Here is a 19,551-nt window from a genome sequence, read left to right as displayed (position 1 = left end):
CATGCCTATGCGCCCCTATGCATCGAGATGGCAGCGCGAGAGGAAGCGCTGCAGCGCTTCGCCCGGGTGCTCGCCGGTCACGTGCAAGGTCTGCACGCTGATCCGCCCGCCCTCGAAATCGACACCGAACTGCGCGCGCAGGCTGTCTTCAATGCGCACCAGATAGGCCGACACGGCACCCGCGCCCGACAGCGGCATCAGCGTGATGATGGCGCGGCGGTTCTTGCCGTTGGCCTGCCACACCACATCCAGCGCGCGGCGGCTGCGTACCACGCTCTCGAACAGCGCGTCGCTGGTCTCGTCCTTGTCAAAAATGAGCGCCACCACCGACGAATCGATGCCGGTATCGCGATGCAGGCGTGCCAGCCGGCCGAGATCGAGCGCGAACTCGTACGGCGCGTCGGGCACGAGATCCAGGATCTCGGAGCTGACGGTGAGGTGGCGCACGCCGTCGGCGTAATAGCCGAGCAGCACCAGCAGGAACTGCAGGTTCTCGTACGACAGCGAGAGGAACGGCATCTGGTGCACGACGACCAGGCCGATCAGCTCGTCCGCACCCGACAGCACGGGCGCACACGCCACGTAGCGCGAGCTGTCTTCGGGGTTGTTCACATTCCGCAGCTCGGGCGCCTGCGGGTGGCCGAGCGTATGGGTGTCGATGCAATGGCGGATCAGCGGATCATCCGCAACGATGTCGAACGGCGTGCCGACGCGAGCGACCGGTTCGGTATCGATGCGGTTGCCTGTTACACGCACCATGGCCGCCACTTCCAGCTGGCAGGCCTGTGCCGTCCATTGCAGGAAGGGCTCGGCGCCAGGCAGTTGCGCCACGTCAGGCGCGTTGTCGCCCGTGCCGTGCTCGCGCGCGGCCAGCGCGATATTGCGCAGCTGCGTGAGCGTGTCGCGCAGCGTGGTCGGCTTGGCCAGCAGGTCGTTTTCCAGGCGCTCGTGCGACAGGCGCAGCAGGAAATGGTTTTTGGTGAGCGCCGCCAGCCGGTCGTTCAGGTAGCCGTTGACGGTGCGGGCGCGCGACAGCCGTGCGCCCCAGATATCGCCGTACTGCCCGCCAATCAACACCAGCATCAGGCCGCCCAGGAAGTACATGCGCGGGAAGCTGCCGGCGGCGGCCGTCTGTCCGTAGAACACGGCCCAGGCGCCCAGCACCACCAGCGCGGCCAGCGCGCCGAGCAGCGTCCCGTAGCGCAGCGCCAGGATGAGCGGCACCAGCCACATCCACGGAAAGCCGTAGCCGAGCAGCAGCGGGTTGTCCGGCACGAACAGCCACACGACGCCGATGGCCGCCACCACTGCGCCCAGCGTTTCGAGCACCGCGCTCGGGCTGGACACCGCTGGCGCAATCAGCCGCCCATACCAGGTCGACGCGCCAATGCCCTGCGCGTTGCGCCGACGCTCATTGCGCCCGCCCTGGCCGCCCGCATCGGGGGCGACACGGCCTGCCGACGCCGATGCTGAGGCCGATTGGGCGGAACCTGCCGACTCGGTCTTCATCAGCCCCGGCCCAGCGGCGAGAGCAGCTCGCGCAGCAGCTTCTGCGCCACCGCCGACACGGCATCGCGGCTCCAGCCGGTGCGGCTGCCGGCTGCGCTCCAGATCACGTTGCCGGTCTGCACGTCAATCACCTGCAGCGTGATGCCCACGGCGGGTTCGCCATCCACGCCGACCTTGTAGCGCCACTCGTCCACGGCGCCGGTCAGGGCATAGCGGGCTTTCTCGCCGCGCGCCCAATCCAGCGCGCGCGATACGGCTTCACGCTCGGCCGGCTCGAACAGCGATTCGCTGTTCAGGTTGGCCGGGTACTGCTTGAGGTTGGAGAAGCCGCGCGCCTTCAGGATGCTGGCCGCGATCGTCTCGGCACGCAGGCCGGCCTGCGGCGTTTCGGTGTAGTTCACGATGGGCAGCACGACCCATGCGTCGGATGCGCTGGTTGCCGGCGCACGCGCGCTGTCGACCACCGCGCAGGCGGACAACGCCAGCGCTGCACCGACGCCCGCTGCCAGCGCCAGCCAGCGCCGGCGGCCGGCTTTCATCGTGTTGATCAAGGGTGTCATCGCGTTCTCCCTGGAGTCTTCCGTTGTGTGCTTCATGTCGTTTCTTCCCCGTTGTCTTGTTCTTGCTTGTCAGTACAGCCAGCGGTAGCGCAGGCCGATCTCCGTCATCGGCGAGGTACCGGCGCGCGTGATGGAGGCATGGCTGAATACCAGCGCCAGATGGTCGTTGCCGAACACGCTGCCCGCCACCCCGAGCTGGAGTTGCGTGCCCCACCCTTCGCGATTGTCATGCAGCAGCCCGACATCCATGAACGGGCGCCACGCCCGCGTATAGCGGTCAAGATAGTCCGTGCCAAAGCCGAACAGCAGCCCGAACTGCGTGAACGACTGCGGCATGAAGGCAGTGGCATCGGGCGCCGTATCGGCCGCCGCCGCCGGCAACAGCCGCCCCAGCAACGCGCTGGGCGTGCCGGAGGCGCTGTAGTTCGCCCGCGTGCCGACCACGCGGATCGTGTAGTCGGGGTATTCCACCCGGAAGCGGTAGCCAGCTTCGGCGTCGAACACCATGCCGCTGCCCAGGAACGAACGGTCCTGACCGTAGAAGCGGTTGCCTTCGATGCGCGCGCGGATGTATTCGCGCTGCGTCAGGCGCCAGTTGCCCCCGATCGACACCAGATCCTTCACGCCGCCTACGCGCAGTTGCGTGGTTTCTTCGGCGGGCTGATTGCGGCCCACCGACAGCTCGGTGCCGAACGGGCCGGTCTGCCCCAGCAAGCCATCCAGCCGGAACGCGTAGAACGACGCCAGCCCTTGGCGCCAGCCCACCGTGCCCTTCCACTGGCTGTCTTGCGTCTGGTACTGCGAGATCCAGTCGACGCGGCGATCCTGCGCGGGCACGCCGGTCAGTTGCGTCTCGTCGGTCGAGCGCTGGTTCCGCTGCGTGGCGCGCACCAGCATGCTGTAGTGATCGGTCAGGCGGATGCCGGCAGCCGCGCTGCTTTCAAAGTACGTGAGCGGCGCCTGCTTGAACCACGTTTCGCGCGGCTCGAGCGCCTGCGCGTTCGTCAACAGGGTTTCCTGCAGGCGCTGGTGAATCTGCTCGTCGTCCGGGGCGGTCGTCAGACCTTCGAACGACAGGCGCTGCGCTTCGCCCAGACGGTCCGTGAGCGTGTTGGCGTCGATCCGGTTGTAGAGCGGGATGCGATCGGGCGTGTCGTCCAGCAGGCGGTTGAGCGTTTGCAGATCGCGCTCGGCCAGGGCGATGGAGATCTCGGCATAGGCCGGGCGCGTCATGCGGCGCGTGTATTGCTGCAGCAGCCACGCACGCGCCAGATCATTCGCCTCCTGCGACAGCGCCCAGCCCAGCGCCGCTTCCTTGGCGACGGCAGAGACCAACTGGTCGCTCACACGGGCGTTCTTGCGCTTGTCTGCCGGGTCTTCGGGCGGCTCCGGCGGCAGCGTATCGATGTCGCCCAGCTCCGATTTCTGCACGGTGGCGCTGCCGCCCTCGCGGGCCTGCCGCGTGGCGCGGCGGTCATCGCGCAGCAGCTCGATCAGCAGGCGCTGGGCAAGATCGCCCGAGCCGAAGGTCTGCGCCAGCGCAATGCGCCGGGCGCGCAGTTCGGTGCGGGCGCCGTCTTCCAGCGGTACGGCATCGTTGCCTGCCCCGTTACTGCCCACGACGACGCGCGTGCCGACGCGGCGGCTGGCGGGGGCCTTGTCCTTGGTGTTCGCTCCCTCGGCGGTATCAGCACTGCCGGCACCGTTGGCGCCGTCGGCACGCCACAGCAGCCACCATGCCTCCCGACGCAGGCGCCAGGCGGCGTCGGCTTGCCCGGCCATTTCACGCGCATCGGCAAAGGCCAACAGCCAGAGCGGATCGTTGCGCATCGACTTGCCCTGGCGGCCGAGGAAGCGCAACGCGAGGTTGGCGTCGAACAGCTGCAGGCCGGCGGCGGCATAGGCGCCCCAGTAGGCGGAATCGTTTTCCGCTTCGCCACGCCACAGGGTCAGCGCACGCTTGAGTTCATCGTTCTGGCCAGAATCGAGCAGGCCCCACAGGAAGGCGGCTTTCACGTCGCTGCCGGCATCGGGCAACGAGACGGCGCGGCGCAGATCGCGCATGGCGAGATCCCAGTGACCGCTCTGGCGGAAGTACTCGGCGCGGGCGCCCAACACGCCCGGCGATTGCTCGGCGGCGCGCCGCTGTTCAGGCGTGAGCGAGGCCAGCAGCCCGTCGATACGGCGGAAGGCGCGGGCGCGCGTGTAGTAGTAGATGGCCTGCTGCAATGACGCCATCGTGCCGCTCTTGTGGAAGGCCAGTTCGGCCAGGCGGCCGGCATCGATCGGGCTGGCGTCGTAGAAATCGATCATGGCCGACAGGTCGTCGGGCTGCGCATTGCCGCCGATCAGCAGCTGGCGATACGCCTCGCGCGAGAGGTCGTCGCGCTGGTTCAGGCGTGCGAGCTGCGCGAACGTACGCCAGTAGAGATCGTCGGTCGGCGAGGCCACCTTGCTGGCGACTTCCATGGCGGACAGCGCCTGCTCGAACTGCGCGCGCACGTAGAGCATGTTGGCGAGCTTGAGCGCATAGCGCGCATTCGGGCCGAATTCCTTCTGCAGGCGCACGTAGGTGTCGTAGGCCTGATCGTCCTTGCCGGCGCGCTCGGCCAGCATGGCGTAACGCTCCAGGATCGCCTGGCGATGCGGGCCGCGCGCAATGCCGTTCAGATAGGCGAGCCCTTCCACCGGCTCGCCCAGCCGCTCATACGCGGCAATGACCTGATCGAGCAGCTTCATGTCGCCGGGCTGGCGGCTCGCCTGATAGCGCAGGCCGGCCAGATAGGCGTGGTCTTCGTTGAGCGCGGGCGCCAGGCGCAGCACGTTCTGCCAGGCCGCGTCGTCGCCGGTCGACTGGGCGTAGGCCAGCCAGTACTTCAGCGCGGACATCGGCTGGCGGTTCCACTCCGATACCTGCGCGGCGCGCTCGGTCCAGATCTTCAGGTCCGGGCGCTGGCGTACGGCGGCTTCGGCCACGCGCATGGCGTCGTTCAGGTTGCCGCTGCTCATGAAGACGCGGTACGCGAGGTCGTAATCGTCCGCATTGAAGGGCGCGATACCGCGCGCGATGGCCTCGGTGCCGGTGGGCTGTGCGGCGGGAGCAGCAGGGGCGGCCGGGACAGCGGAGGCGGCGCCATCGCTCGCCTTGTCCGCCACGCGGCGGATGCGCGCAACATGGCGCTGGCGGCGGGCCAGCCCTTCCGGCCCATCCATGAACACCGCATCCGTTGGGGATGGCAACGGCTCCGGCCGGCCCGCGAAGGTCCAGTCATGCCGCGCCGCACCTGCCGCCAGCGCAATGCCCTCTTCCGTCTGCCGCCACGATAGATGCAGCAGCCGGCGCGCGTACTGATCGGCCAGGTCGGGCCGGTTGCACGCCAGGGCCAGTCGCGTGAGGAAGCGCAGCGTTTCGGTGTCGTCCAGGAGCGGGCCTGCGCGGCGCTGCGCTTCGGTCATGGCGTCGTCGAGCAGATTGCCGCCCTGCAGTGCCTTGAGCCCGGCGATGAAGTAGCGGCGCTGCTCGTCGAGCGATTTGGCGCTGGCCTGCGCGGCAAAGTTGGCGGCGGCGGCCGCGCGGTATTCGCCCACGCCCAGCGCAATCTCGGCCGTGCGCGCCTGCCATTGCGCGGCGCGGGCCACGTCCTGCTTGGCCAGGCGTTGGTAGAGCTGCACGGCAATCGCGCCCTGATCCAGCGCGCGGGCCTTGCCGGCGAGGATTTCCAGCTCGGCGGCGGTCCAGCGGTAGTCCAAGGCCTGCTTGAGGAGGCCGCGCAAGTCGTTCAGGATCGACGCGCGCTGCGGGTCGTTCGGCGGCAGCGCATAGGCGCGCTGCTCGCGAATCGCAATCTCAAGCAACAGCGCTTCACGTTCGAGCGACTTGTCGTGCAGCGCGCGCATGCGGTTGAGCATGGCTTCGGCTTCGTCCAGACGGCCGGTGCGCACATATTGCGCGGCCAGCACGCTCAGGAATTCGCCGTCATTCGGGCGCACGCGCAGCCAGGCTTCGAGATACGCCACCGACAGGGCATCGACCTTGCCGCCTTCGAGCAGGCGCGCTTCGAGCCGCTCGCGCGGGAACATCAGGGCGAGCGCCAGCCCGATCAGCGCGCCGAGCGTGCCGATCAGCCAGGGCGGAAGCAGCCGTTCGCGCGGCGTCAGGTCAGCAGACCACATCGATACGTTGGTAGGTCACGGATTGGGCGGCGACGCCGTTCAAGTCAACGCGCACCGTATCGCCTTGTGCACGGATGGTGTGGGCCGGCGCGCCGTTGACCTTCACGCGGCACGCGCCAACGTTGGCCAGGCGGACAAACGGTTTGTAATAGCCGCCGGCTTCGAACGACAGGCCGTTGCCGCTGCGCGTGAAATCACGCACAAAGGCCGCAGCTTCCGCAATGTAGGCCGGCTTGGCGGTCTCGGCGGCGGGCGTGACCGCAAAGCGTGCCGCGCCGTTGTCCATGTGGATGTAGATGCCGCCTGGCGCCTTGTCGTAGCCGACCACGCCGCGGGCATCGGCCAGACGCGGCGTGCCGGGCGCCATCCAGCGCAGTTCGCGCAGGTCGCCGTTGCCGCGCACGATCCAGTTGTCGTCATCGCGGGCGATGGCCATGTCGCGGAAGTCCATCACCTTGGCGACGTATTCCGTGGAGTAGATGGGAAACACCGGTTGCGAGAGCGCGTAGTCGTAGTCTTTCTTCAAGGCCTTGAGCGACGCAAGCTTGGTACCCGAATACATGTGGTAGTAGATGTTGATCGGCTTGAAGCGGTACGGCGCGTCCGTCATCTGCATCGTTTCAATCAGGCGTTCAAAGCCGTAGTACGGCCCGGTCCAGTCATTGGTATAGACGTTCTCGTTCTGATTGGGCGCAAACACCTGGTAAGCACCCGGGCCCTTGTCGATGCCGATGGAGGCAATGTCCGTCCACGACGGCGAGCTGCGCGTGATGATGGTGTCGCCGCCGTTGATGTTGACCACACCGGCCTGCCACGCCATGCGCACGGCCACTTCGGGCGGCCGGCAGTCGCCCGACCACTGCAGGACCTTCACGCGCTTGCCCGGCGGCGCCAGGCGCTCGTCGATGTAGCGGATGGAGCCGGCGATCTCGCGGTCGAGGCTGAACTTGTAGCCGGGAATGGTCAGCGCGAAGGCCGTATCGCCGCCGCCCGCGTCCTTGCCGGGGCCAGCCGTCGGGCTTTGCACCGTGCGGCTCCAGTCGAACGGGTGCGAATACGTGTGGGAGCCCAGCTCGACATACGGCAGCGCGAACATCCTGCGGGCAATACCCTCCAGGCGCGGCGAAATCTTCGGATACAGGCCCGTCGGGCCCACCTCGCCTTCAATGACGGAAAGCGTGGTCGGAATGCGGTACTTGTCCCACACCTCCTGCAGCAGCACCTCGCCCGAATATTCGGGGCCCGGAAATTCCGCACGCGAGGCAAACCCGTCGCCGTCCACATGCACGAGCATCAGGCGGCGGCTGTTTTCGCTGGTCAGGTCGGGAATCGGCATGTCGGGCAGCGCCAGCGCGCGGCGCAGGAACTCGATGGGCTGCACCACCCAGCGCGCCTGGTCGATGGTTTCCAGCGCAAACACCGCGAACGGATACATCACGTAGCCGCCCCAGTCGGTGATGGCGGCGGCGTCAAACTCCTGATTGCCGGACTTCAACCGCAGCAGCGATTGCGCGGATGCGCCGGCCCGAATGGGCACCGTCTCGCGCGCCAGCGGCCGGGGCGGCATCTCGAAGCCCATGATCCTGTCTTGCGACACGACCGACACCGGCCCGCCGTTGCTGTTGCCCACATTGGCCATGCCGCGTACGTATTGCAGGTGCAGCATGTCGGCCAGGCTGCCATCCACCGGCAGGCCGAAACGGTTCATGAAGGCAATGCGCACGCCGTCGCGCATGCGGGCGCGCACCCACGCATTGAGCGCCCCGACTTGCTTGACCGGACTCGTATTCACCCATACCACCACCCCGGCATAGCGGTCGGGCGGCACGTCGGCGGGCAGCGGTTGATTGATGTCGGCGTATTCGACGTCGTAGCCGAGAAAATTGAGCGGCATGGCGACAAAGCGCACGCCCTCGCTGGTCTCGATGGTGGTGCGCGGCGCCCGCTCCTGCAGGATCAGCACCTTGCGCGGCAGGACTTCGATGCGGCCCACGCCGATGGTCGACAGCGCCGGATCGGTCACATACGGGATCAGGCCCTGCGCCTTGATGCGCTTGGCGGTGTCACGCGCGCAGGCACGGTCCGCCGGCGGGCAGTAGTCGATCGAGATGACCGGCAGGTGGTATTCGTCGCGGATCTTGCGCGCCTGGCCCATCAGCCATGCTCGGTCGGCGTCGTTGACTTCCTTGTATTGCTTGGCGCCCTGGTCCCAGCCGCGATACAGCGATTCGAACGCCACGGCATACGCCTGGTCGTGCACCTGAGGCAGGATCTCGAAGCCGCGGTTGAAGATCAGCTTGGCGTCGGGGTAGCGCGCCTTGATCGCACGGATTGCGCGCACCATGCCGGCTTCCTGCGCCGCGCGCGAGGCGTCGTCCTTGGCAACGAGCTGGTACGAGTCGAGCGTATCGAGGAAAAAGCCGCGGTAGCCCTTGTCCCACAGCGGCTTGATGACGTGGTCGACGTAGAACGCCGGCCACTCGGGCTGGGCCTGGTCGACCACGCGCGAGGCCCATGCGGCGTTGTCGCCGAGCAACCACGCCTTGGGCAGTTCCTTGAACCAGCGGCGCTCGGGCGTGACCTCGCCCAGGCTCACGTAGGCGAACCACTGCGTGCTGGGTGTCTTGAACTGGGATGGGTCGAAGCCGTGGTCCGGCTCGACCACGACGGCATCGAATGCGCGCAACTGGCCCACGGGCGGTTTGTCGCCGTAGTACCACGCGATGTTCGGCGCGCTGGCCGCAGCGGAGGATGTGTTTTCTGATGCGCCAGCCGTTTGCTGGGCACGCGCCGCCCAAGGCATGCATACAAGCACGGCCGTCAATACTGCCGCCAAGCGCCCGATGATCCTTGCTGGTCCTGTATTCCCCCGCTTCCCCCCGGAATGCCGCACTGAACGGCAGAGAATCCACATAACCCACTCCCATGCAACGACGTGCATACACTTCAGGCCGATCTGCGCCGGCACCCCAATGAACCTGCGGCGCCTCCGTTTGCGCCCGGCCGAACATCTGTCTTCACTCTCGATCGCCGCCTGCAAACGCAGGCCCCGCAAGGCTAATCGGGACAGTATGGTCAGCCCGTGCAAGTATCGCCCAAGCCATGGGTACGCAGCAAACCACATTTTGGATGCCCAACCCCCTACGGTGGACATAGGTAATTGTTTGCGGTAGGTGCCAGAAGTGCTGGTTTGACAAAGGGATCGGCGCTGCACCATGATCCGCCGAAGCCACATTTCAGGCGGCCGCGCGGCGCATTGACGCACACCCTCCTCTTCCGCAGCGCAACAGCGACGGCCGCAATCGACACCATGTCAGCCCTCCTCCTTGCCCTGCTGGTCCTGATCAGCGCCTTTTTTTCCGCTTCTGAAATCGCCCTGACGGCCTCGCGGCGCACGCGTCTGCAAACCCTGGCCGACGACGGCGACACCCGCGCCCTGCGCGTGCTGCAGCTCAAGGACATGCCGGGCAACTTCTTTACAGTGGTGCAGATCGGGGTGAATGCGGTGGCCATCCTGGCCGGCGTCATCGGCGACAGCCAGATTTCGGTGCCGCTGGCCGCGGTGCTGAGCGACTGGCTACCGGCTGCCCGCGCGGAACGGATCGGCAGCATCGCCGGCTTCATCATCGTGACGGCGCTGTTCATCCTCTTTGCCGACCTGCTGCCCAAGCGCCTGGCCGTGCTCTACCCCGAGCGCTGCGCCATGTCGATCATCGGGCCGATGCAGTCGTGCCTGCGCGTGCTGCGGCCGGTGGTGTGGCTGTTCAACGGGGCGGCTGACATGTTCCTCAAGCTGTTTGGCGTGCCGACGCACCGCGTCGAGCAGATCACCACCGAAGACATCGCCGCCATGGTGGGCGCGGGTGCCGAGGCCGGCGTGCTGCGCAAGCACGAGCTGGCCGTGATCGAGAACGTGTTCGAGCTGGAATCGCGCACCATCACTTCGGTCATGACCGTGCGCGACGAGGTGATCTACTTCACGGTGGACGAGCCGCTCGAGTCGATCAAGATGAAGATCATTGCGCAGCCGCACGCGGAATACCTCGTCTGCCGCGAAGACATCGACTCGGTGCTCGGCTTCATTGCGTCCAAGGACATCCTGCAGCAGATCCTGTCGGAGGAGTCCTCCGCCGTGATCCGCAACATCAGCAAGCACTACGACAAGAACCTGTTGGTACTGCCGGACACGCTCAACCTGTCACAGGCGCTGACGCGCTTTCGCGAGATGCACGAGCGTTTTGGCGCGGTGGTCAACGAATACGGGCTGGTGGTGGGTGTGGTGACGCTCGACGACATTGTCGGCGCGGTGATGGGCGACATCCTGTACCTGGGCGAAGACGAGCAGATCGTGCGCCGCGATGACGGCTCGTGCCTCATCGACGGCGTCACGCCGCTGGGCGACGTCAAGCGCGCCTTCGACCTTGACGACCTGCCCGGCGAGCATCACGTCGAAACGCTTGCCGGGCTCGTCATCTACGCGCTCAAGCGCATCCCCAAGAAGAGCGAGACCGTCGATATCGGGCCGCTGCATATTGAAGTGCTCGACATCGACAACCACCGCATCGATCAGTTGCTGGTGTCGCGGCGCATCGACCCGCCGGCAGCGACCGTGCCCTCGGCGTCATGAGCGGCAAACACCTCCTTGGCGGCAAACATGCCGTTGAGCGCCGCCGGGAAGCCCGCGTATAGCGCCATCTGCAGGATCGTCTCGGTGATCTCCTTGCGCGTCAGCCCCACGTTGAGCCCTGCCGCAATGTGCACCTTCAGTTGTGGGGCCGCGTTGCCCAGCGCCGTGAGCGCGGCAATGGTGGCGATCTCGCGTTCGCGCAGCGTCAGGCCGGGGCGGCAGTAGACATCCCCAAACCCGAATTCGACGATGTAGCGGCCGAGGTCAGGTGCGATGTCGGCCATGGCCTCGACCACGCGCTCGCCGGCCACGTCATCGACTTCCTTGAGTTTTTGCCAGCCCCGTGCGTAACGGTCGTCCTGCAGGTTGGCGTGGTTTGCGGCTGGTGCGGTGCGGGCGTTCAGGGTCATGTGCGTCCTCGTTCGGTTGGCGTTTTGGCGTGTGCTTCGATTTGGGAGATGAGGAAGCCGAGCCCTTGGCGCCTTTCGCGCCTCCCGTGCCTTCCGCGGCTTCAATCCGTGCCCGGATGCCGTCGTAGACCACGAGTTTGACGCGCAGCACGGCCAGCGTTTCGGCCCGCGCGCGCAGCTCCGCTTCCAGCGCCGCCGCATGCAACTCCAGCAGGCGTTGGCGCGCCGACACACTCTCCAGACTGTCGCCCTGCCGCCGCAGCGCGGCGTACGCCTGCATCTGCGCGATCGGCATGCCGGTATCGCGCAGGCGCAGCAGGAACTCCAGCCACGTCATGTCTTCGGCACGGAAGACACGATGGCCGTTATCGCGCCGCTGCACGCTGTCGAGCAGGCCGATGCGCTCGTAATAGCGCAGCGTATGCGTCGACAGGCCGGTGGCTTCTGCAACTTGGGCGATGGTCAGGAATGTGGTCATGAACGGAGCTTAGAAGTTAGAGCGCACTCTAAGTCAAGCGACTTTACGCGAATTCTTCCGAACCGCCCAAAACAAAGCGCCGGCCCCTTGTCGGAGGCCGGCGCCTGGGTGTGCAGAAAAATCGGCAGGCTGCCGCTGATCAGCCGCCCACGCCGTATGCGCTCTTGTCCTGCAGCTTCGGACGGTGGTCGCGTTTCTTTTTCTTCTTGTGATGGTGTGCCTTCTTCTCGCCTGCGGCCGGTGCCGATGCCGCAGGTGCCGGCGCGGCAGCGGCGGGCGCAGCGGGGGCCGGAGCGGCCGGGGCGGATGCCTGCGCGAATGCGCCGGCGCTGAAGACTGCAGCCACAAGGGCAGCCAGGAGCTTGTTCATCGTGTTGTCCTTATAGAAGAGACTGGTTTGTGGCGCGTTCCGGTATCGGATGGAGCGTGACCCAATGCGCTCCCGCGCCTGCTGTGCAATGCGCGGCCCGATATCGGAATGACCCCATCGGAATAACCCCATCGGAATGACCCCGGAATGACCCACGCATCACCAGGCAGTGTGGTGTAGGCGCCAGCGGTTGTCCACCCGAAGCCTGACGGTACGCCCACGCGCGGGGCAGCGCCTTGATGTGTCTCAACCCATCGCAACGAACATCGGAGCCGAAGAAACGTGCTTTGTTACGCGCGCTTACACCGTGGGCAGAACGCTTACAAACGGCGGTCAGCGCGTGCGCAATGTCAGGCGTTTTTGGAGGCATGGATCGCAAATGGGACGAGATCCATGTATCTGGAGTCCCAATATCCCGCTTGTATCTGATTAAGGAGTCTCACATGAAAGTCGCTCAATCCCTGGCCGCTCTGATCGTTGCTGGTGCCTTCGCAGCCCCCGTGTTCGCAGCTGGCACCGCCTCCGCACCGGCCGCCGCACCTGCACCGGCAGCGACCGCTGCAGCGACGACCACCGATGCCGCTTCGGCACCGAAGGCTGAAGCCAAGCACGAGAAGAAGCACGCTCACAAGAAGGCCCACAAGGCTGCAGCCAAGTCGGAAGCCAAGACCGACGCCGCTTCGGCACCGAAGGCCGCCGCGCCCGCCAAGCAATAAGGCAGTCGCGCCATGAAAGACGCCGGGATATTCCCGGCGTTTTTTTTGCCTGTTTCCCATTGCATCCATGCAGATGCCTCCGAGGCTTCCCCTCTTCGATCGGGGTCCAGCGCTCCGACGGTTCCACTAGAATGGCGTGCCCGCCGTTTCCCTCGCTCACATTCCTTTCGAATTTCCGCCTTCCCATGCCGCTGTCTTCGCGTGCCCTGCCCCGCTTTGCGTTCTTCCTTCTGATGACCATCGGCGCATTGAGCACCACCGCGAGGGCACAGACAGCACCGGCCGCCAACGCGGAAAACACCGCCGAAGCCAGCGACTGGAGCATCGCTGTCGGCCCGGCGATTTACACGTCACCAAAGTATCCGGGTGCGAAATCGAGCTTCGTGTTTCCGTGGATCGATCAGGAAATCGAATACAAGCACCGGTTCTTTTCGAAAGGGATGGACTTTGCCGGCGTGTACCTCGCCAACAACGACGCGTGGCAGGTGGGCGGCAACTTCCAGTTCGACCCGACGTGGCGCCATGCGCATGACGATGCGCGCCTGAACGGGCTGGGCAACGTCAACGCCACGGTGCGCGCCAAGGCGTTCGCGCAGTACACGGCGTCGTTCCTCACGCTGTCCACCGATGCGGAGCAGGACATTCTTGGCAACCGCCAGGGGTTGATCGCCAATGCCGATGTCTATGCGAGTGCGCCGGTGGGCCGCTGGCTGTTCAGCCTCGGGACCGGCGTGTCGTGGACGAACGGCCAGTACATGCGTACGTTCTTCGGCGTGGACGATGGGCAGAGCGCGCGCTCGGGCTTGCCGGTATTTGCCACGCATGCGGGGCTGCGCGACATCCACTTCAATGCCATCGTCACGTGCAAGCTCGATGATCGGTGGACGGCCAATGGCTCGGTCACGGTCGCGCGACTGCGTGGCGATGCGGCAGACAGCCCGATCACGCAGCGCCGCCAGCAGACCACGGCCATGGCATCGCTCACGTACCGGTTCCGCTGACATTTCCGCCAGCATCAGGCGCCGCGGTGTGCGCAATCGCTTGCGCAGGCAGGAGGTTGTTTGCCTTGCGCCCGTGCAAACGAGGCAATCCGATCATGAAACCAGAACTTGCCCCGCGCGCCTCTCACCCAAACGGACCATGCTTCCTTTTCACAACAGGCATGCACCTGGATTAGCGCAATCGCCCTGCTTTTTTTGCTAGTCTGTTTCGCAAGCGGCGATCACTTCCGATCAATGCGCGGGCAGTGAACGGTGTCTTCCCACCGGCGGCGGACACCGCAAGACAGGAGGGCTTGACCATGTTGCGGTGGATTGCAAACTGGGCCTTGAGCCACGCACCCTCTCCCGAGAAGCAGGCCGAACGCGCGCTAAGCGAATTGCGCATGGAGCTGTACCAGGCAGAGCAGCGCGTGATGGATGCACAAATGCACGCGGACTATTACCGCGCCCGTATCACGTTCCTGGAAGACGTCGTCAAGAAGGGCATCGAGCGCGTCTCCGACCAGCGCAAGGGCAAGCAGGAAAGCGCCCACGCATTGCGCGCCGGGCTCAAGTTCACCGCCGAGCTGTGGCGCGAATCGCAATCGCGCGATTCACACATGCTCCGGCGCCGCACGGCGATGTCGTTCATCGAGCCGCACGACGCCCAGGGCGACGACTCGCATGCGCCGAAGATCCACCACTTCTCGAAGATCCCCGTGGATTCGGCGTTCGACGACAACGTGAGTGCGCTGCCCTCCAAGCACGCCGCGGCGGAAAAGGCGTAGCGCGTGCGCTGGCCGGTGCGGCCAGCCCGCAGTGACTGCGCTTCAGTTGCGTCGACACGTTCGGCTCCGTGCGCGAGCGGTGGCGCCTACGGTGCCACCATCGACACGCCGTACTGGGCAAAAATCCGCTGCAGTTCGCCGCTCGCACGCAGCGCGTTGAGCGCGCTCTCGAGCGCCTGCGCCAGTTCGCGCTGGTCCGCCTTGACGGCCATGCCGATCGCCCAGCCACGTGGCGGCAACAGTGGCGACTGGAGTTCGGTTGCCACAAAGCGCGTGGCAGGTTGGCTCTGCGTTTTCAGCGCATTTTCATATTGCGCGCGCGTCACCATTGCCGCGGCAATCTGGCCGGAAAACAGCGCACGCAGGGCCTCGTTGGCTTCCGGATAGATCTTCACCTTGTCGCGCAGGCCGCCGTTGGCGGCTGCAAGCAACGCGCTCGCACCGCCCGATCCCTGCTCGGCGCCGGTCGCCTGGCCGGTCAGGTCTTCGAAACTTCTGACGCTCTGCACACGCTCGCTGTCGTACACCAGCACATAGGCTTCGCGCAGGTACGGCGCAAAGATCAGCACCTGGCCATTCTGGCGAATGAAGTTCGGGTCGACCGGCACATGCAGCATCACGTCGGCCGGGCCATACCCGAGGTAATGCCCCTTCCACACCATGTTGCGCAGGTCGCCCGACATGCCGTCGTCATCGGCATCAAACGGCAGCAACGACGCCGACAGCCCCATCTGTTTGCCGAGTGCGTTGGCAAGCGCCACGTCGATGCCGCTGAACTGCCCCCCGACGTTATCGGAGAACGGCGGCAGACCCTTGTACAGCGCGACCTTCAGCGCACCGCTCTGACGGATCTTCGCCATGTCGGCGTGGGCCGGCGCGACACTGCCCACCATGGCTGCCGCAGCAAACAGCAGGCTGGCAAGGCGACGTAAGACGCGGGCCGCAGCCAACCGAAAACGGGCGTTCATGAGACCTCTCCTGGCGGAAAAAAATGCGCGAGCCGACGCACACGAAGGCAGGGACAGCATCGGCTCGCAAAGCTGCCATAGCGGCAGGCCGACCTACTACTCCTGTACGCGGCGCGATTCCAGATACGTCTTGATCGACCAGACCGCTTCCTGGCTGAGCACGCCGTCAAAGGGCGGCATGTAGACGCGGCCGTCGCGGGTGCGGCCGTGGCGGACCGTGGCGGTGAAGTACTGCGAGACCTCGCCGTAGCAGGCTTCCTTCTTCTTGGCGTCGGCCAGCGACATGCAGTCGGTGTCGAGCTTGCGCAGGTCGGGGGCGATGCCGCCGGAGATGGCCTCCAGCCCATGGCAGCGCGCGCAGTTCTGGTTGAACGCAGACGAACCGATCCGCAGTGCTTCGTCGTGTGCGGGGCCCGTCCGGTATGGATTGTCCTGACGCCAATCGGCGCCGAGTTGCGGTAAGGTGTGTGTGTCTACGGCCTGCGGTGTGACATCGCCGTGAGCGGATACGGCTGCGGGCAATCCCCCGGCCAGAAGTGCGCAGGCAGAAAGCAGCGCGAGCAAGTTGCGAGGCGTTTTCAAGAGTGTCTCCTTGTTGTCGTTGAAGCGATCTTTTGGAGGCATTTCTGCAAGAGCCATACCAAGGCGAAAACCTGCCGACAATCCCGGGCAACGTCCCTTAGGCGCTCCAGAGACCGGAAGCCGGGGTTGGCACAGGTGCTCAGGAATGCAACACCCTGGCAAGGGTCTTGCTTCATGGCGCAACACTTCCGGTTCGTAACTTGACGAAGTCAGGCGATCCGGGCGACCCGCACACAGATTGCGGGCGAGGTTAAAGGAGACACACCATGACCCCTCACGCGGCGCCCGGCCCGCGCGCTTCCGACAACGCTCCGGCCACGCTCGGTGACGCACCGCACGATCAGCCCGAACTGATCGCGCAATCCCATGAACGATCCAAGTCCTACGGCCTGCGGCCCTACGAGTCGCCCGACTTCTGCCCGGTGCTGCACAGCGAGCTGAAGACCGAGATCGAGCGCAGCCAGTCGCTGTTTACGCACGCGCTGCCCGTGATGGAGACGCTCTACAGCCAGATCGTCAACACGCAGAGCATGGTGATCCTGACCGACACCTCGGGCCTGATCCTGCATTCGATGGGGGACGACGATTTCCTGGCCCAGGCGAGCAAGGTGGCCCTCCAGCCGGGCGCGCTGTGGTCGGAAGCCAGCCGCGGCACGAACGCCATCGGCACGGCGCTGGCCGACGGCAAACCCACGCTGGTCCATGGCTCCGAGCATTACCTGCAGGCCAACCAGTTCCTCACCTGCTCCTGTGCGCCGATCTTCGATCCGTACGGCGCCACCGTCGGTGCGCTGGATGTGACGGGCGATCATCGTGGCTTCCACAAGCACACCATGGCGCTGGTGCGCATGTCGGCGCAGATGATCGAGAACCAGCTGTTTGCCAACACGTTCCAGGACGTGGTCTGCATCCACTTTCACTCACGCCCGGAATTCATCGGCACGCTGGTCGAAGGCATTGCGGCCTTCACGCCGGCGGGGCGCTTCCTGTCGGCCAACCGCAGCGGCGAATTCCAGCTCGGCCTGTCGATCCGCGCGCTGCATGCCCATACGTTTTCATCGCTGTTTGGGTTGTCGATGTCGCAGCTGATCGACCGCGAACGCACCGCAGCAGCGGGCATCGTGCAGCTGCAGCTGCCCAGCGGTGTGAAGGTGTTTGCGCGCGTGGAATGGAAGCAGCTGGCCAACCGCATGGTGGGCGGCGCGATGGGCGCCGATCTCTCCGCCGACCGCGACAGCACCCCGCGCCGCGCCTACATCGAGCCGCCCCGGCAGCCCGCCAGCCTCGAAGCGCTGGACACCGGCGACGCACAGATCCAGACCGTGATCGGCAAGCTGCGCAAGGTCATCGGCAAGGACATCCCGGTCATGGTCCTCGGCGAAACCGGCACCGGCAAGGAGCTGCTCGCACGCGCCATCCACGCCGACAGCCCGCGCCACGCCGGCCCCTTCATCGCCGTGAATTGCGCGTCGATCCCGGAAGCGCTGATCGAATCCGAACTGTTCGGCTACGAAGAAGGCGCCTTTACCGGCGCGCGCAAAAAGGGCGGCATCGGCAAGATGGTGCTGGCCAACGGCGGCACGCTCTTCCTCGACGAGATCGGCGACATGCCGCTGCACCTGCAGGCCCGCCTGCTGCGGGCGCTGCAAGAGCGCGCGGTTTCGCCGCTGGGCAGCAACAAGCTGATCCAGGTCGATGTGACGGTCGTATGCGCGACCCACCGCAACATGCGCGAGATGGTGGCCAGCGGGCAGTTCCGCGAAGACCTGTACTACCGCCTCAACGGGCTGGTCGTGCGCCTGCCGGCATTGCGCGAACGCACCGACCTCGACGTGGTGGCCGACAAGCTGCTGAAACTCGAACAGGCCGACGCGCCCCCGATCAGCGAAGCCGTGATGCAGATGTTCCGCAGCTACCACTGGCCCGGCAACATCCGCCAGCTCGGCAATCTGTTGCGCACGGCCCGGCTGATGGCGGAAGGCGCGCCGGAGATCACCGAAGACCATCTGCCCGACGATTTCCTTGAAGACTGGCAGGCGCGCCATGGCGACCAGCCGGCGGTGAATGGGGCGCTGGCAGCGGCTGCGCCGCCTGTCGCTCAAACCGTTGGCGGCACGCAGCCGAAGCGGCTGGCCGATGTGGAAAGCATGACCATCATGGCGGCCGTGAAGGCGCACAACGGCAATATCTCCGCAGCTGCCAAGGCGCTCGGCATTTCGCGCAACACGATCTACCGCAGGATCGACGAAGCCGGCGGCTTGCCCTCAGATACCGACTGACCACGCCGACGCACGGATGGCAGCGGCCAGCGCTGTCGCCATCTCCCCCACCGCCAGGTGCCCGCCTGGCACCCACACCAACCGCGCATGCGGGTTCGCTGCAGACAACCGCAGCGCATTGCCGGGTCGGCAAACGTTGTCTTCCCGCCCATGCAGCAGCGTCATGGGCAGACCCCGCGCGCCGATGCGCGCTGCCGCCAGCAGCAACGCAGATTTTCCGAGCCCCGCCCGCCGATACAGGTAATGCGCCTGCAGCTGGTACTTGCGCACCAACGCCAGCTGCTCCGGCCACGTCTGGCGACGTGCCTCCGGACGCAATCCCAACAGCCGCCGTTCCGCGCGCTGCCACGCCCGGGCGATGTTCAATTTCTGAACAGTTGTACCAAGCTGCAACATGTCTGTTGCAACGAGAAGGCGACCGCGGGCCGCGGGAAAACCCTCGCGTCGCGCACCGACGCCTCGCAAGAGACAGCGCCCGGCACCGCGCGCGTTGAACAGCGCCTGCACATCGTCGAAACCGGTGAGGAAAGCGCCGCGCAGCACCAGCGCCGATACGGCAGTGGGAAAGCGATCGGCATAGGCCAATGCCAGCGCTGCGCCCCATGACCCGCCGACCACGCCCCAGCGGGCAATGCCGAGCGCAATGCGCAACTGCTCCAGATCCGCCAGCAGCGCCGTCACCGTATTGCGCCGTAGCGAGCCGGCCGGTCGCGAGCGCCCCGCGCCGCGCTGGTCCGGCAGCACCGCGCGATGCCGCAGCGGATCGAACCACGCAGCCATTGACGGCGTGCAGCCGCTGCCCGGGCCGCCATGCAGCACCAGCCACGGTTCACCGCTGTCGGGCCCGCATTGGCGTACGTGCAGGCGGTGGCCGTCCGGCGTGCGGAGGTTGAAGCCGGCGGAGGTGGCCGGCCAGTCGGAAGTGGGCATGGATGTTGCCTTGATGACGATGCGGCAGCGCCGGGCAAACGCCTGCGCCACCGCTGAACACCGCAGTGCACTCACTAACTATGCCAACCCTCAAGGAGGAGACATGAACTGGACGACGCCCGCCTATACCGAACTGCGACTCGGGTTCGAGATCACCATGTACATCGCCAACCGCTGATGC

At 66.0% G+C, this 19,551-nt stretch carries 16 protein-coding genes; 6 read left to right on the top strand and 10 right to left on the bottom strand.

What is annotated here, in order from left to right; genetic code table 11:
* Positions 1-15 precede the first annotated feature (15 nt).
* From ABIC76_RS15375 to ABIC76_RS15360, 4 genes are all read right to left on the bottom strand, one after another.
* A complete protein-coding gene (locus ABIC76_RS15375) occupies positions 16-1,509 on the bottom strand; it encodes a PelD GGDEF domain-containing protein (RefSeq protein ID WP_354534490.1) in 1,494 nt (497 codons plus the stop codon).
* Positions 1,509-2,069 carry a hypothetical protein gene (locus ABIC76_RS15370; protein ID WP_027680861.1) on the bottom strand — a complete coding sequence of 187 codons (561 nt, stop codon included), beginning with the start codon at positions 2,067-2,069 and terminating at the stop codon, positions 1,509-1,511. Before ABIC76_RS15370 ends, ABIC76_RS15375 begins: the two co-directional genes overlap by 1 nt.
* A 69-nt stretch (positions 2,070-2,138) precedes the next feature.
* On the bottom strand, positions 2,139-6,242 hold the full coding sequence (locus tag ABIC76_RS15365) for a tetratricopeptide repeat protein (protein WP_354534489.1): 4,104 nt from the start codon (positions 6,240-6,242) through the stop codon (positions 2,139-2,141).
* Entirely contained in the window at positions 6,229-9,045 is a 2,817-nt protein-coding gene (locus ABIC76_RS15360; protein ID WP_502947859.1) for a bifunctional glycoside hydrolase/polysaccharide deacetylase family protein, read from the bottom strand. Before ABIC76_RS15360 ends, ABIC76_RS15365 begins: the two co-directional genes overlap by 14 nt.
* Positions 9,046-9,552: 507 nt before the next feature.
* On the opposite strand from ABIC76_RS15360, the gene paeA reads away from it, so the two are divergent.
* Entirely contained in the window at positions 9,553-10,869 is a 1,317-nt protein-coding gene (paeA, locus tag ABIC76_RS15355; protein ID WP_354534488.1) for a polyamine export protein PaeA, read from the top strand.
* Here the strand turns inward: paeA and ABIC76_RS15350 are convergent.
* From ABIC76_RS15350 to ABIC76_RS15340, 3 genes are all read right to left on the bottom strand, one after another.
* Entirely contained in the window at positions 10,809-11,279 is a 471-nt protein-coding gene (locus tag ABIC76_RS15350) for a carboxymuconolactone decarboxylase family protein (protein ID WP_354534487.1), read from the bottom strand. The two genes, paeA and ABIC76_RS15350, sit on opposite strands and share 61 nt — an antisense overlap.
* Positions 11,182-11,757: a MerR family transcriptional regulator gene (locus ABIC76_RS15345; protein ID WP_354534486.1), complete on the bottom strand. Its 576-nt coding sequence runs from the start codon at positions 11,755-11,757 to the stop codon at positions 11,182-11,184. The genes ABIC76_RS15350 and ABIC76_RS15345 overlap by 98 nt, the downstream gene beginning before the upstream one ends.
* A gap of 139 nt (positions 11,758-11,896) precedes the next feature.
* Complete coding sequence (locus tag ABIC76_RS15340) at positions 11,897-12,127, bottom strand: signal peptidase (RefSeq protein WP_102066553.1); 231 nt, start codon at positions 12,125-12,127, stop codon at positions 11,897-11,899.
* A gap of 443 nt (positions 12,128-12,570) precedes the next feature.
* Here ABIC76_RS15340 and ABIC76_RS15335 point away from each other — a divergent pair, with 443 nt between their 5' ends.
* From ABIC76_RS15335 to ABIC76_RS15325, 3 genes are all read left to right on the top strand, one after another.
* Entirely contained in the window at positions 12,571-12,843 is a 273-nt protein-coding gene (locus ABIC76_RS15335; RefSeq protein ID WP_004631175.1) for a hypothetical protein, read from the top strand.
* A 185-nt stretch (positions 12,844-13,028) separates the two neighbouring features.
* Positions 13,029-13,844, top strand: a complete 816-nt coding sequence (locus tag ABIC76_RS15330) for a MipA/OmpV family protein (protein ID WP_354534485.1) — start codon at positions 13,029-13,031, stop codon at positions 13,842-13,844.
* Between the two features lie 326 nt (positions 13,845-14,170).
* Positions 14,171-14,611, top strand: coding sequence for a hypothetical protein (locus ABIC76_RS15325; protein ID WP_231479648.1), 441 nt, complete (start codon positions 14,171-14,173; stop codon positions 14,609-14,611).
* Positions 14,612-14,697: 86 nt separating this feature from the next.
* Here the strand turns inward: ABIC76_RS15325 and ABIC76_RS15320 are convergent, their stop codons facing one another.
* Both ABIC76_RS15320 and pedF read right to left on the bottom strand, forming a co-directional pair.
* Entirely contained in the window at positions 14,698-15,579 is an 882-nt protein-coding gene (locus ABIC76_RS15320; protein WP_354534484.1) for a substrate-binding periplasmic protein, read from the bottom strand.
* A gap of 96 nt (positions 15,580-15,675) precedes the next feature.
* Positions 15,676-16,161, bottom strand: coding sequence for a cytochrome c-550 PedF (gene pedF, locus ABIC76_RS15315; protein ID WP_041668233.1), 486 nt, complete (start codon positions 16,159-16,161; stop codon positions 15,676-15,678).
* A 266-nt stretch (positions 16,162-16,427) separates the two neighbouring features.
* Here pedF and ABIC76_RS15310 point away from each other — a divergent pair, with 266 nt between their 5' ends.
* Entirely contained in the window at positions 16,428-18,440 is a 2,013-nt protein-coding gene (locus tag ABIC76_RS15310; RefSeq protein WP_354534483.1) for a sigma-54-dependent Fis family transcriptional regulator, read from the top strand.
* Here ABIC76_RS15310 and ABIC76_RS15305 read toward each other — a convergent pair.
* Positions 18,426-19,370: an alpha/beta fold hydrolase gene (locus tag ABIC76_RS15305; protein WP_354534482.1), complete on the bottom strand. Its 945-nt coding sequence runs from the start codon at positions 19,368-19,370 to the stop codon at positions 18,426-18,428. The two genes, ABIC76_RS15310 and ABIC76_RS15305, sit on opposite strands and share 15 nt — an antisense overlap.
* Before the next feature lie 103 nt (positions 19,371-19,473).
* Here ABIC76_RS15305 and pqqA point away from each other — a divergent pair, with 103 nt between their 5' ends.
* A complete protein-coding gene (pqqA, locus tag ABIC76_RS15300) occupies positions 19,474-19,548 on the top strand; it encodes a pyrroloquinoline quinone precursor peptide PqqA (RefSeq protein WP_009277446.1) in 75 nt (24 codons plus the stop codon).
* Positions 19,549-19,551: the final 3 nt, after the last annotated feature.

The sequence above is a fragment of the Ralstonia sp. 1138 genome, assembly GCF_040544795.1.
Lineage (GTDB): Bacteria > Pseudomonadota > Gammaproteobacteria > Burkholderiales > Burkholderiaceae > Ralstonia > Ralstonia flatus.
This window is presented reverse-complemented; position numbering and strand designations above follow the sequence as displayed.

What these genes read in the sequence shown, in the direction of transcription:
- ABIC76_RS15375 (WP_354534490.1), bottom strand. Translation starts at nt 1,509, where the DNA reads ATGAAGACCGAGTCGGCAGGTTCCGCCCAATCGGCCTCAGCATCGGCG.
- paeA (WP_354534488.1), top strand. Translation starts at nt 9,553, where the DNA reads ATGTCAGCCCTCCTCCTTGCCCTGCTGGTCCTGATCAGCGCCTTTTTT.
- ABIC76_RS15320 (WP_354534484.1), bottom strand. Translation starts at nt 15,579, where the DNA reads ATGAACGCCCGTTTTCGGTTGGCTGCGGCCCGCGTCTTACGTCGCCTT.
- ABIC76_RS15365 (WP_354534489.1), bottom strand. Translation starts at nt 6,242, where the DNA reads ATGTGGTCTGCTGACCTGACGCCGCGCGAACGGCTGCTTCCGCCCTGG.
- ABIC76_RS15340 (WP_102066553.1), bottom strand. Translation starts at nt 12,127, where the DNA reads ATGAACAAGCTCCTGGCTGCCCTTGTGGCTGCAGTCTTCAGCGCCGGC.
- ABIC76_RS15335 (WP_004631175.1), top strand. Translation starts at nt 12,571, where the DNA reads ATGAAAGTCGCTCAATCCCTGGCCGCTCTGATCGTTGCTGGTGCCTTC.
- ABIC76_RS15305 (WP_354534482.1), bottom strand. Translation starts at nt 19,370, where the DNA reads ATGCCCACTTCCGACTGGCCGGCCACCTCCGCCGGCTTCAACCTCCGC.
- ABIC76_RS15370 (WP_027680861.1), bottom strand. Translation starts at nt 2,069, where the DNA reads ATGACACCCTTGATCAACACGATGAAAGCCGGCCGCCGGCGCTGGCTG.
- ABIC76_RS15345 (WP_354534486.1), bottom strand. Translation starts at nt 11,757, where the DNA reads ATGACCACATTCCTGACCATCGCCCAAGTTGCAGAAGCCACCGGCCTG.
- ABIC76_RS15330 (WP_354534485.1), top strand. Translation starts at nt 13,029, where the DNA reads ATGCCGCTGTCTTCGCGTGCCCTGCCCCGCTTTGCGTTCTTCCTTCTG.
- ABIC76_RS15310 (WP_354534483.1), top strand. Translation starts at nt 16,428, where the DNA reads ATGACCCCTCACGCGGCGCCCGGCCCGCGCGCTTCCGACAACGCTCCG.
- ABIC76_RS15350 (WP_354534487.1), bottom strand. Translation starts at nt 11,279, where the DNA reads ATGACCCTGAACGCCCGCACCGCACCAGCCGCAAACCACGCCAACCTG.
- ABIC76_RS15360 (WP_502947859.1), bottom strand. Translation starts at nt 9,045, where the DNA reads ATGCCTTGGGCGGCGCGTGCCCAGCAAACGGCTGGCGCATCAGAAAAC.